Source organism: Streptomyces sp. NPDC057702, assembly GCF_042799315.1.
In the GTDB taxonomy this organism is placed as follows: Bacteria; Actinomycetota; Actinomycetes; order Streptomycetales; family Streptomycetaceae; genus Streptomyces.
In genome coordinates, this window is record NZ_JBHVJC010000059.1 from 19,478 (window position 1) to 31,717 (window position 12,240).

The following is a 12,240-nucleotide window of genomic DNA, read 5'->3' on the forward strand; positions in this document are numbered from 1 at the left end:
CCGGGTCGAGAAGCGGCTGGCCCGCATCGACGGCGTCACCGCCACCGTCAACCTCGCCACCGAACGCGCCCACATCACCCACCCCGCCACCCTCTCGGTGGCGGAGCTGACGGCCACGGTCGAGAAGGCCGGGTACAGCGCCGAGCCGGTGGCACCGCCGGCCGGGCAGGAGGCGGCGGGCGCCGAGGACGGGGCGGACCCGGAGGAGGAGGCCAAGCGGCGCAAGGCGGCCGTCGCGCGCGAGGAACGCGACCGACTGGTGATCACGGCTCTGCTGTCGATCCCGGTGCTGGTCATCTCGATGGTCCCGGCGCTCCAGTTCCGCAACTGGCAGTGGGTGTGCTTCGTGCTCTCCACCCCCGTCGCGGCGTGGAGTTCGTGGCCCTTCCACTCGCGGGCGGCCCGTGGACTGCGCCACGGCGCGGCCAGCATGGACACCCTGGTCTCCCTCGGCGTGATCGCGGCCTTCTCCTGGTCCACGTACGCGCTCTTCTGGGGCGGCGCCGGCGAGCCCGGCATGGAGATGCCGTTCACCCTGCTGCCCAGCGCCTCGGGCGACACGCCGCACGTGTACCTGGAGGCCGCGGTCGCCGTGCCGCTGTTCGTGCTGACCGGGCGGTTGCTCGAGGCGCGGGCCAAGCACGGGACGGGGTCGGCGCTGCGCGCGCTGGCCAACCTCGCCGCCAAGAACGTGGTCATAAGGGTCAACGGCGCCGAACAGCGCATTCCCATCGAGCGGTTGCGGGTCGGCGACCTGTTCGTGGTGCGGCCCGGTGAGCGGGTCGCCACCGACGGCGTCGTCACCGAGGGCGGCTCCGCCCTGGACATGTCGCTGGTGACGGGCGAGAGCGCGCCGGTCGAGGTCAGCCCGGGATCGACCGTCGTGGGCGGTGCCGTCAACTCCGGCGGGCTGCTGACGGTGCGGGCCGAGGCCGTGGGCGCCGACACCCAACTCGCGCGCATCACCCGCCTGGTGGAGGACGCGCAGGCAGGCAAGGCCAAGGCGCAGCGCCTGGCCGACGCGGTGGCCGCCATCTTCGTGCCGGTCGTGCTGTCCATCGCGGTCACCGTCTGCGGCTTCTGGCTCGGCGCGGGCGCCGACCCGCAGGCCGCGGTGACGGTGGGCGTGGCCATCCTGGTCGTGGCCTGCCCGTGCGCCCTCGGGCTGGCCACCCCCACCGCGCTGCTCGCCGCCACCGGGCGCGGCGCCCAGCTCGGCATCCTCGTCAAGGGCCCGCAGGCCCTGGAGGGGCTGCGTCGGGTGGACACCATCGTGCTGGACAAGACGGGCACACTGACCATCGGCGAGATGGGCGTCACGCAGGTCACCTGCCGTGCGGACGGGCTCGACGAGGAGAGCGTGGTACGTCTGGCCGGCGCGGTCGAGCAGGGTTCGGAACACCCGGTCGGACGGGCCCTGATGGGTCACGCGCGGCGCACCGCGCCGAACGGCGCCGGGCTGCCCGCGGTCACCGGCTTCGCCGCCACCGCCGGGCACGGCGTCAGCGGGCGGGTGGAGGGCCAGCTGGTGACGGTCTCCCGCCCGGATGTCGAGGCCGAGCCCGGCGCCGACCAGGCGTCGCACGCCGCGGTCGCGCTGCCCGCCGAGCTGGCCGACGCGGTCCGCGAGGCGGAGAGCGACGGGCACACGGCCGTGCTGGTACGCGTGGACGGCACGCCCGAGGCCGTGGTGGCGCTCGGCGACAGCCTGCGTCCCGGCAGCTTCCGCGCGGTGGACCACCTGCGTCGGCTGGGCCTGCGCACGGTGCTGGCGACCGGCGACAGCGAGGCGACCGCGAAGGCCGTCGCCGAACGGCTGGGCATCACCGAGGTGCACGCTCGGGCCACCCCCGAGGGCAAGGCCGACCTGGTGCGGTCGCTGCGCGAGCGCGGCCACCGGGTCGCGGTCATCGGCGACGGCGTCAACGACGCGGCGGCACTGGCCCACGCCGACCTCGGCATCGCCATGGGCGGCGGCACCGACGCGGCGATCGGCGCGGCCGACGTGACGCTGGTCCGCGAGGACATGGGCGCGCTGCCCGACGCCGTACGTCTGGCCCGGCGCACGCTCGGCATGGTGCGGTCCAACCTGGCCTGGGCGTTCGGCTACAACGCGGTCACCCTTCCGCTGGCCGCCGTCGGCTGGCTCAACCCGATGGTGGCCGCCGCCGCCATGTCCGCCAGCTCGGTGATCGTGGTCGGCAACAGCCTGCGGCTGCGCGGCTGGCAGCCCTCCTCCTCCAGCGGTGCCACCGGGCGCTCCCGCCCCGGCGGCTCCCGGCCGGGCGGCGACCGGCCCGCCAGCACCCGTCCCAGCAGGTCGCGCGCCCACGCCACGGCCGCATCGGAGCAGTCATGAGCGAGAAGCCCCCGTCCCCCGCGCCAGATGCCGCCGACGGGCCCGCCGGGTCCGCGTCCGCTCCGCCCACGGCCGCCGACGCGGCCGGAGCGGACGCGGCGCGCGGCGCCGCGCCCCGCTCGGCGCGCTTCACGCTCAACAAGGGCGCGCTGACGGCCGTCCTGGCGCCGGTGCTCGCCTGCGTGGTGACGCTCGGCGCGCTCACCGCGTGGACGGCGTCCGGCGCGGCGGGCAGCCCGGCCGAGCCCACCCTGGTCGACGCGCGCGTCATGCTGCCCTCCAACCCGGAGGCCACGGTCGCGCTGTTCAACCTGACCAACGAGGGCGGCGCCGACGACCAGCTCGTCCGCGTCTCGTCCCCGACCCGGGCCGGGCGCGTGATGCTGAGCGAGAACGTGCACGAGAACGGCGTGGGCACGATGCGGATGGTCTCCGCCGTCCGGCTGCCCGCCGGCGGCAAGCTGGAGATGTCGGCGACCGGGCTCGACGTGATGGTCGAGGACCCGCCCCCGATGCGGCTGGGTGAACGCGTGCCGTTCGTCCTGCACTTCCGCGACAGCGACCCGTTGCGGGTCAACGCCCTGGTGGTACGGCCGGGCAGCTAAGGCACGGCGCGCATCCGCCGGCCCTCGGCGAACAGGGTCTGCGGCTCCGGGCGACTCCCCCTCCGCCACGCGCGCCCCAAAGGGCCCCGCCACGACACCCGTGGCGGGGCCCGCTGGCGTCCAGCGGCCGCCCCCGGGGGCGCCATGCCGGGGCGGTACGGACCACGTCGGGGCGGTGCCGGGCCAGGCCGCGCGAGGGGCCTACGCGGCCAGGGCCCGTAGGCGGTGGGGCCCCACAGCACGGGCTGGACAGCGGGCGGCCACCGGGCGGGGGGCGGGGGCCCGCCCCGGGAGCGGGGGCCCGCCCCGGGAGCGGGGGCGCCGGCCGAGACCCGCTGGGGCCAGCACCGCACCCGAACAGACCGCGACCGGGACCGCGCGACGGGCGCGATCGGCGAGTGCGGGGCATCCCCCGTACCCGGCGTAGGGGTCGTGCGCCGCGTGGCCCGGCCGGACCCTACGCGCCGGGGCCCGCCCCGGCGTCCCAGCGGACCCGCACGCGGGGCCCACGCGATACCGGCCACGTACACGCCCTGGGCCCGACGGCGCGGGGTGGTGGTCGTAGGCGCGCGAAAGGGCGGGGCGCACGGGGGTGACCCGTGTGCCCCGCCCGAACCTGTCTCAGTGCGCGCCGGCCAGTGCGGGTACGCGCGTGCGCGTCCCGCTGGTGGCGGGCCCCGCGACCGGTCCCGGGCCGCCGACCACGACCGAGGCGGGGACGGGCCTCGGGGTGGCCACCGGAGCGGTGTCGGCCCGACGCCGTTTGCCGTTGCGGCCATCGCCGGTGGCCGGGACGCCCCGGGCCGACGCCGGACGGCGGGTGGTGGCCGAGGCGTCCGCCGCCACCCCCGTGGGCTTCGCCCTCCCCCCTTCCGGCGAGGGCACGGGCTCGGCCGAGCAAGCCCCGTTGCCGGCCCGCTCCGCGCTCGCCAGTTGCTCGATGAGCGCCTCGCGGGCCCGCGCCACGCGCGAGCGCACGGTGCCCACCGGGCAGCCGACCACGAGCGCGACCTGCGCGTAGGGCAGCCCGAGGAGCTGGGTCAGAACGAACGCCTCACGGCGCTCGTAGGGAAGCTGGCCGAGCAGTTGAGAGAGGGCGACCCCCTCGTCGAAGCCCGGCAGTTCGCGGGACTGGGCCAGCTCGGCCGCGGTCTGCCAGTCGTCGGTGTCGGACAGCCGTGGCCTGGCCGCGTTCCAGCGCAGGCGGTCCACCACCGTGTAGCGGGCGATGGACAGCAGCCAGGTACGCGCCGACGACCTGCCCTCGAACCGGGGCAGGCTGCGCAGCGCGCGCAGGTACGTCTCCTGGACGAGGTCGTCGGCCGACTGCGGATCGTCGCTCAGCCGCGAGACGTACCGCCACACGTCGCGCTGGGTGGCCCGGATGAACTGGTCCACCGCCTCGGCGTCGCCGCCGCGCGCCGCCAGCGCCCACGCGGTCACCGCGTCGTCGTCACGCTCATACACGGGCGCCACCGCGCCCCGTCTCGCCGTGACCCGTGTCGCCACCGTGGCCGAGGCGCCCCGGAGCATGGTCAGCGGCGTGTGGGGCGCCGGTGCGGGGGGCGCCGCGCGCACCGGACACGGCAGCGGGGACCATGGCCGGGTGCTGTGTTCCGATATCCGTACCGCACTCTCCGCCAGGGTCGACGGTGAGGCGCTGCCGCCCGGCGTGTCCGGGCCGGCGCTCGACGCCCATCTGCGCGGCTGCGCCGAGTGCCAGCTCTGGGAACGGCGCGTACGGGCGCTGCGCGAGTGGACCACCCGCATCGGCGACACGGCGTACTAGCCGCGCGGCGCCGGCGCGCGGGGACACGGCCCCCGCCAGGGCCCGCGACGCGGCCGAACCAGCCGCTTGGCCGGCGGCCGGGCGAGGGAGGGCGCGGGCTCCGACCACGCGTCCCACGGCCCGGACGCGGCTGGTGGACCGGTTCCGACCCGCGGCCCGGTCGGGGGCGGTGGTCCGCCCGAGGGCGGTGGCCGGATGGTGGTGGACAGGGGGCCGGATCGCGTCGCGCGAGGTCCTGACCCGGGCCGGGGCGTCGGGCGCGGGGGCCGGTGGGCGGGGCCGGGCGGGCCGGCTGGCACCGGGGGTGGAGGCGGGGCGGGGCGCCGCGCGCCGCGCCGTCGCTGCCCGTGCGTGGGCAGAGTTCATCGCCATGGGTCCTTCCTGGGTTCCGGCGCGCCACAGGGCGCACCGGCCCCGGCCGCCGAACGGGCGTGCCGGGAAGGTGGTCTGCCGAAGGGACGTGGCCGTCAGACGACGGCGATCCCGGCCGGTGGACCCCGGGTGGCGATGACGTGGGCGAGCAGCAGGCGCCGTGGGCGGCGCGCCCCGTGCGCACGGCCCGCGCGGCCGTGCTCGGGTCGTGGCCCTGGCGCGGTGTCGCCGAAGAGGACGTACAGGGGGGCGAACAGCCGCACGGCCAGGGCGCGGCCGACGCGGAACGCCGCCTGCTCGCCTCCGCACAGCCACACCCCGCAGACCAGGGCGACCAGCAGGTGGGCGGACCACATGCCAAGGCCGCCGTGTCCGTCGTGCAGGGCCATGGTGTGCGCGGAGGAGACCACGTCACCCAGATCGGTGACGCGTTGTCCGAGACCGCCGTCGCCGCCCGTGGCCGAGCCGGCGTCGCCCAGCAGCGGGTTGGGCAGGCCACAGCTGGGCGGCAGAACGGCCTCGCCGGCCGCGACGCGCTCGCGTAGGGCGTCGGCGGCGGCCTCGACCGTGGACGCGCCGGAGTGGGCGTGCTGCCCGTGCCCGGCGCCGTGCGCGCCCGCGCTGGTCTGCGCCACGCTGAAGAGCGTGTGCAGCGCCATCTGGGCGCCGGCCGTCAGCGACATGATCAGCAGGGGGCCGCGCTCCCGGCCGGCCGCGCACCAGGCCGCCCCGCCCGTACCGAGCAGGGCCACGCCGATCGCCCACGCGGGGATGGGCGTGGCCGACATGACGGCGTGTCCGGCGGCGGCGAGCAGCACGCAGACCGCCGCGAACACCGCTGCTCGCAGCCCGCGCAGAACGTGCCCCGCTTCCATAACGCACACATCGTTGCACCCGTGGTCAGCGCGCTCACGTGCGGGGGCGCGAATCATCGTGGAGGGCGCGAGGCGCCGCCCCGCACCTCGGCCCGTCGGTGCGGGGCGGCGGAGGGCCGCCGGCTCGGGGGGTGGAGCCGCGGCCTGGTCCCTCGCACTGCCGCGGTCGTCGATCCGCTCGACTTCCGGGGGCGTCGCGCGCCACGGAAGCCGAGACGTAAGCGGGGTCATCGGCCACCCGCAGGGGCGTCGTGACCACGCTTTCGACCGTTCATATCGACCCATACTGGCGCGTTTGGTCGATGACACACGCGCGCTGGGCGCGCGCGTCGCCGGGCCGTGTTCGCCGCCGCGCGCCGGGTCGCCCCGCCTCGCGGTCCCTCAAGTCAACTGCGTGCCGGCGGCTGGTGGCACCGTGTGGAGGCCGCGATGATGGGTGCGCCGCGCACACCCCGTGTGAACGCGGCTCGCGCCAGATGGCACCGGCGGGCGTGTTCCTCCGCATCCGGGGCATCCACCTGGCGGGGGACATTGGGTACCGCAGAACGGACGAGGAACATGAGAACGAAGAGTGGCGTACTGCCCGACACGACGGACGGCCGGCGGCCGTCTCCACCGGTCCCGCGAGCCGAGCAGTGCCCGAACTGCGGAGGTCAGCTGGCCGTCAACCAGGACGGTTGGAAGATCTGCCACACGTGCGGCTACGCCTCTCCACCGTAGGTCGACCGGTGCGAGCGCAGGAGGCAGGCCCCGTGGTCAACCCGTTGGTCAACGCGTCCGTCAACCCGTGGTTGGCGATGACGCCCGGCACCAACCCCGCCGACAGGTCCCGGGCGGTGCGCGCCGGCTGGGAGGAGTTCCTGGCCCGCGGCGCCGTCACCCCGTCGGTACGGCCGGTGGTGGCGGAGTCGTGGCGGCGTTCCGCCGACGCGCGGGTGGCCAGGGACGGGGTCGCTCCCATCGCCCTGGAGGCCGGCGACCTGGAGGCGTATCGCGGCGAGCATCCGCTGGCCCGCGTGTTGCCGCTGTTCCGGGAGCTGCTGGGCGCCGTCGCGCACGACGGCGCCCATCTGTTCGCGGTCTGCGACGAGTTGGGCCGCATGCTCTGGGTCGAGGGACACGGCGGCGAACTCCGCCGGGCGGAGCGGATGAACTTCGTGGCCGGCGCCCGCTGGGACGAGCGGCACGCGGGCACCAACGCGCCGGGCACGGCCCTCACCGTCGGCCATCCGGTGCAGATCTTCACCACCGAGCACTTCAGCCGCCCGGTGCAGCCGTGGACGTGCGCCGCCGCGCCGGTGCGCGATCCGCACACCGGGCGGCTCCTGGGCGCGATCGACATCACCGGCGGCGACCATCTGGCCGGACCGCACAGCCTGGCCCTGGTGCAGGCCACGGCGCGGGCCGCCGAGGCGGAACTCGCCGCGTTGGAACGCCCCGCGACCAGCGGTGACACGGGCCCCGACGCATGGCTGAGCGCACTGGGGCGGGACGAGGCGCTGTTGGTGACGCAGGGGCGGCAGTTGCGGTTGAGCCGCCGACACAGCGAGATCGTGGTGCTCCTGGCCTGCCACCCCGACGGCCTGACCGGCGACCGCCTCGCGCTGGCGCTGTACGGGGAGCGGGCGGTGGACCCGGTGACCCTGCGGGCCGAGCTGTCCCGGCTACGCCGGCGCGTGGGTCCCCTGCTCGGCTCGCGGCCGTACCGGTTGTGCTCCCCCGTCCGGTGCGACGTGCTGATGGCGGCCGACCAGTTGTCCGCCGGCCGTCCGCACACGGCGCTCCGTACGTACCAGGGTCCGCTGCTCCCCCTCTCGGAAGCTCCCGGCATCCGCCGGTTGCGGTCGGTCCTGGACGACCGAATACGGCGTGCCGTGCTCGCCAGCCGGGACGCCGAGTTGCTGCGGCGCTGGGCGGAGACGCCCTGGGGCGAGGCCGATCTGGAGGCGCGGGAGGCCCTGTTGGCCGCGTTGCCCGCGCACAGCTCCGAGCGTGCCTCGGTGCTGCGCGGCGTCCGCCGGCTACGCCTGACCTACGGCCTGCCGGACGACGATCTCGCGGGGTGACGCGGCCTCGCCCGTTCGGCAACGTCCGCGCAACGTGGGGGTGTCTAGCCTCCGCGCAGCGCCGCCCGCCACGGGAGCGTGCGGCATGTGATCGGGAGGTCGCGCCATGCCCCGCTACGCGAATCCGGGCTCCGACGACGCCGTGGTGAGCTTTCAGCCACGTTACGACCACTGGATCGGCGGTGCGTACGTGCCGCCGTCGCGGGGTCAGTACTTCGAGAACCCGACCCCGGTCACCGGTCAGCCCTTCACCGAGATCGCCCGTGGCACGGCCGAGGACGTGGAGCGGGCGCTGGACGCCGCCCACGCGGCGGCGCCGGCCTGGGGTCGTACCTCGCCGACCGAGCGCGCGGTGTTGCTGAACCGCGTCGCCGACCGCATGGAGGCCAACCTCGAGGCCCTCGCGGTGGCCGACAGCTGGGACAACGGCAAGCCGGTACGGGAGACGCTGGCGGCCGACGTCCCGCTGGCCATCGACCACTTCCGCTACTTCGCGGGCGTCATCCGCGCGCAGGAGGGCGGCCTCTCGGAGCTCGACCAGGACACGGTGGCCTACCACTTCCACGAGCCGCTGGGGGTGGTGGCCCAGATCATCCCGTGGAACTTCCCGCTCCTGATGGCGACCTGGAAGCTCGCCCCGGCGCTGGCGGCGGGCAACACGGTCGTCCTCAAGCCCGCCGAGCAGACCCCCGCGTCGATTCACGTGTGGCTCGGTCTGGTCGCCGACCTGCTGCCGCCGGGCGTCGTCAACGTCGTCAACGGCTTCGGGGTGGAGGCCGGCAAGCCGCTGGCCAGCAGTGCCCGTGTCGCCAAGGTCGCCTTCACGGGCGAGACCACCACCGGCCGGCTGATCATGCAGTACGCGGCCGAGCACGTGAAGCCGGTGACGCTGGAGCTGGGCGGCAAGAGCCCGAACCTCTTCTTCGACGACATCTCGTCGGCCACCGACGACTTCCTGGACAAGGCGCTCGAGGGCTTCACCATGTTCGCCTTCAACCAGGGCGAGGTCTGCACCTGCCCGTCCCGGGCGCTGATCCAGCGGGGCCACTACACGGACTTCCTCGCCGCCGGCGTGGCGCGTACCGAGAAGATGGTCCAGGGCCATCCGCTGGACACCGCCACGGCGCTCGGCGCGCAGGCGTCCAACGACCAGTTGGAGAAGATCCTGTCCTACCTGGACATCGGCCAGCAGGAAGGCGCCAAGATCCTCACCGGCGGAGCCCGGGCGGAGCTGGGCGGAGAGCTGGAGGGCGGCTACTACGTCCAGCCGACCGTCCTCGAAGGCGACAACCACATGCGCGTCTTCCAGGAGGAGATCTTCGGCCCGGTGGTGGCGGTCACCCCGTTCACCGACTTCGACCACGCGATCGAGATCGCGAACGACACGCTCTACGGTCTCGGCGCCGGCGTCTGGACCCGCGACGGCAACACCGCCTACCGCGCGGGCCGCGCCATCCAGGCCGGCCGCGTCTGGACCAACTGCTACCACGCCTACCCGGCCCACGCCGCCTTCGGCGGCTACAAGCAGTCCGGCATCGGCCGTGAGAACCACAAGATGATGCTCAGTCACTACCAGCAGACCAAGAACCTGTTGGTCTCGTACTCACCGAAGGCGCAGGGGTTCTTCTAGAGGCGGAAGGAGGGTGCCTGACCTGGACTTTTATCGTCGGGCGCCCTGCGAGGCGCACAGTTAGGTGGCAAGTCGAAATACTCCCCTGCTCCCGATATCTCCCACTGGTATCCCGCCGCTGACCAGCTGTTCCGGGGCATTTCCGGGCCAAGGCGTGATTAAGGCTCCCTCCTTGTCGTCCGCCGGCGCCTCCCATCGGCGCATCGATTCCTCGATCAAATGGTTGGCATGGTTCCGTGCCTCGGTCAGGAACTTGGCGTAGTAGCGGAAGAGGACCTGGATGCTCTGGCCGGCTCGGCGGGCGCACTCCGCCGGGTCGACGCCGGAGGCAAGCCAGAACGAGATGCCTGCGTGACGCAGGTCGTAGGGACGCCTGGCCAGTTCGAGGGCATGTTCGTCGAGGGTGAGGGCGGCCTCACGCGCCCGTCTCCACGTGATGCCGTACGCCGCGGCGTCGACGTAGTTCCCCGCCGCGTTACGGAAGAGGCGTCCGTCGGGGGCGACTCCGAAGCGTTCTATGTGTTCGCGCAGCATACGGACGAGCACGGGCGGGATGGGTACTGGTCGCGTGGCCTTAGCCGCTCGTCGCTTGAGTGAGTGGATCTCGTGGACAGCGCCGTGATCGGTCCACTCCTTGCCGGCCATCACGACGCCGCCCTTCAGGTTGAGCAGCCCCCAACCGCTCGCCGGGAGGCGGCATTGGGACTTCTGCAGATGGATGACCTCAGCCGGGCGCATGGCGGCGTAGTACATGCAGCCGAAAAAGGCGTACAGGTGCGGACCACGGCCAGGGAGGGTCTTTGCAGCGGTCAGTAGCCGTGCGACCTGAGCCGGGTTCGGCACGCAGTCGGGATCGACTTCGTCGGCGACCTCAGGCGCGGACCAACGAAGCCCGTTCAGCGGGTTCTGGTTGAAGTACCCGCGTTCGACCGCCGTCCCAAAGACTTCGTTGACGGCGGCCCTCTTGCGCTTCACCGTCTTCGCGGCAGCGGCCGTTCCATCGAGCTTGCGGCACAGCGCATCGAGCCCCCGGCGCAGCGCGTCGGGTTCCTCCAACTCACTGACGGGCAGCGAGTGACGCTGCAGCCAGTCCAGTGCGACCTGCCACTCCTCCGGAGGACCAATTCTCCAGGCGTTCTTGTTAAATGCCCAGGAGTACAGCGCCCGTCGCAGCACGCGAGGCGCCTGCGGCACGGCCCCTGGCTCGACAAAGGCCGGGGTGATGGTGGCCAGGGCGTCGGCAAGCGTGCGGCGTGTGTTTCCCGGTGTCCGGTCCCACCGCTGCTCGATGTACTCCCTCGCCAAGGCATACCAAGTGGTGCGCTGCTTCAGGGCCCGGAGCTCGGAGGCTGGCAGACCCGTCCGTGGATCAAACGGTTCGCCGTCGCGCGCGGCAGTGATCAGCTTGGCGCGTCGGCTCTCCGCGAGTCCCTTCGTGAGGAATGACTCGGATTTTTCCCGGCCATCGATCGTCCAGCGAACCTCAAATCCCTTACGACGGTCGGGCCGTTCACGGATGTCCCAGAATCGTACCTTGTAACTCAACGCCATCCAGGCGTGCCCCCTTCACACGCTTCCCACCACGCGTCCAGATCGGCGCGGCGGCAACGCAATTCACCATTGGGTAGCTTGATCATCCGGGGCGCTTCACCGCGCGCACGCAGGCGATAGAAGGCCGATGGGCTCATGCGGATTTCCGCCAGGACTTCGGCGAGCTTGAGCGCGGGGGGACGGGCCATTGACGGTTCCTTCGAAGTGTGCAGAGTCATCAGTTACTTAGACGAGGCCAGCGAAATGTGCATCACCGTCGCATGCGTTGAAGGACGGAAGACGATCTCCGCATGGCTGTAGAGGTTGGCATGAGGGGACAGCGTGGTTGCGCGGCTCACACCAAGCACAACCAGATGCGAACGATGTCAATCGTCACCACGATCGCGGGCTTGGCCAACCGGCGATGGTGGCCTATGTTGCGCTCACTCCCCCGGGATCTCGCCATTTGCTGCCGACCAAGCCCGACGGGGACTAGCTGTGGACGGTCCACCTGATCAAAGCACCGAGCGTTGCGGAGGTGAGGGCGAGCAGTCGGAGAGAGCGAAGGCACATGCCGGCAGACGCCGCCGAAAGGGGAACTCCTCGATGAGGCAACCGGCGGATTGCTTACTGCCTCCGTTGTTCACGGATGTTGTACGTTGACATAGCGCCAGCGGGACTTCCAGTCCCTCGAGAGATCCCTCGTCTGCCGTGAGCGAATACCGTGCAGCCCTCTCCAAAGTTCGCGGTACCACCCAGTCGATATCCTGCCGGCAGTCGCACCACAGGGAGTCGCCCGTCACCTCACGCGGGCGCCCGCCGCGCCTCGTCAACGGACTCACCGTTGGAGACGCGCGCAACCATGCACGAGAGCGCCGGTCCAAGGACGTGCCCTCCGCGCCGAGAGTCACGGCATTAATACTGCAACGGTGCTTGCCGTGACTGATGGCCGGGTTGGTCGTTGGCGTGTTCATGGGTGGGGACCTTGCTGATGTCAGGTTGTGGGCGGGCGAA

General features: G+C 73.0%; 9 protein-coding genes and 1 pseudogene. 6 read left to right on the forward strand and 4 right to left on the reverse strand.

What is annotated here, in order from left to right:
- Positions 1 to 2,359, forward strand: a 2,359-nt coding sequence (locus ACFVFR_RS30445) for a heavy metal translocating P-type ATPase (protein WP_383707596.1), incomplete at its 5' end; no start/stop codon positions are given.
- Complete coding sequence (locus ACFVFR_RS30450) at positions 2,356 to 2,964, forward strand: copper chaperone PCu(A)C (RefSeq protein ID WP_383707598.1); 609 nt, start codon at positions 2,356 to 2,358, stop codon at positions 2,962 to 2,964. The genes ACFVFR_RS30445 and ACFVFR_RS30450, both read left to right, overlap by 4 nt.
- 900 nt (positions 2,965 to 3,864) lie before the next feature.
- Here ACFVFR_RS30450 and ACFVFR_RS30455 read toward each other — a convergent pair.
- Positions 3,865 to 4,497 (reverse strand): annotated as a pseudogene (locus tag ACFVFR_RS30455) (sigma-70 family RNA polymerase sigma factor); the annotation flags it as partial.
- Between ACFVFR_RS30455 and ACFVFR_RS30460 the strand changes: the two are divergent.
- The gene (locus ACFVFR_RS30460) at positions 4,457 to 4,753 is read left to right on the forward strand and encodes a zf-HC2 domain-containing protein (RefSeq protein ID WP_383707600.1); all 297 of its coding nucleotides are present in this window, start codon (positions 4,457 to 4,459) and stop codon (positions 4,751 to 4,753) included. The pseudogene ACFVFR_RS30455 and the gene ACFVFR_RS30460 sit on opposite strands and share 41 nt — an antisense overlap.
- 467 nt (positions 4,754 to 5,220) lie before the next feature.
- Here ACFVFR_RS30460 and ACFVFR_RS30465 read toward each other — a convergent pair whose 3' ends face one another.
- Positions 5,221 to 6,000 (reverse strand): PE-PGRS family protein, encoded by a 780-nt coding sequence (locus ACFVFR_RS30465; RefSeq protein ID WP_383707602.1) that lies wholly within the window; start codon positions 5,998 to 6,000, stop codon positions 5,221 to 5,223.
- A gap of 558 nt (positions 6,001 to 6,558) precedes the next feature.
- On the opposite strand from ACFVFR_RS30465, the gene ACFVFR_RS30470 reads away from it, so the two are divergent.
- From ACFVFR_RS30470 to ACFVFR_RS30480, 3 genes are all read left to right on the forward strand, one after another.
- The gene (locus ACFVFR_RS30470; protein WP_383707604.1) at positions 6,559 to 6,720 is read left to right on the forward strand and encodes a hypothetical protein; all 162 of its coding nucleotides are present in this window, start codon (positions 6,559 to 6,561) and stop codon (positions 6,718 to 6,720) included.
- Positions 6,721 to 6,797: 77 nt separating this feature from the next.
- Entirely contained in the window at positions 6,798 to 8,066 is a 1,269-nt protein-coding gene (locus ACFVFR_RS30475; protein WP_383707614.1) for a GAF domain-containing protein, read from the forward strand.
- A gap of 106 nt (positions 8,067 to 8,172) precedes the next feature.
- A complete protein-coding gene (locus ACFVFR_RS30480; RefSeq protein WP_383707606.1) occupies positions 8,173 to 9,696 on the forward strand; it encodes an aldehyde dehydrogenase family protein in 1,524 nt (507 codons plus the stop codon).
- A gap of 60 nt (positions 9,697 to 9,756) precedes the next feature.
- Here the strand turns inward: ACFVFR_RS30480 and ACFVFR_RS30485 are convergent, their stop codons facing one another.
- Both ACFVFR_RS30485 and ACFVFR_RS30490 read right to left on the reverse strand, forming a co-directional pair.
- Positions 9,757 to 11,247 (reverse strand): tyrosine-type recombinase/integrase, encoded by a 1,491-nt coding sequence (locus ACFVFR_RS30485; protein WP_383707608.1) that lies wholly within the window; start codon positions 11,245 to 11,247, stop codon positions 9,757 to 9,759.
- Positions 11,238 to 11,435 carry a helix-turn-helix domain-containing protein gene (locus tag ACFVFR_RS30490; protein WP_359327085.1) on the reverse strand — a complete coding sequence of 66 codons (198 nt, stop codon included), beginning with the start codon at positions 11,433 to 11,435 and terminating at the stop codon, positions 11,238 to 11,240. Before ACFVFR_RS30490 ends, ACFVFR_RS30485 begins: the two co-directional genes overlap by 10 nt.
- Between the last annotated feature and the right edge of the window lie 805 nt (positions 11,436 to 12,240).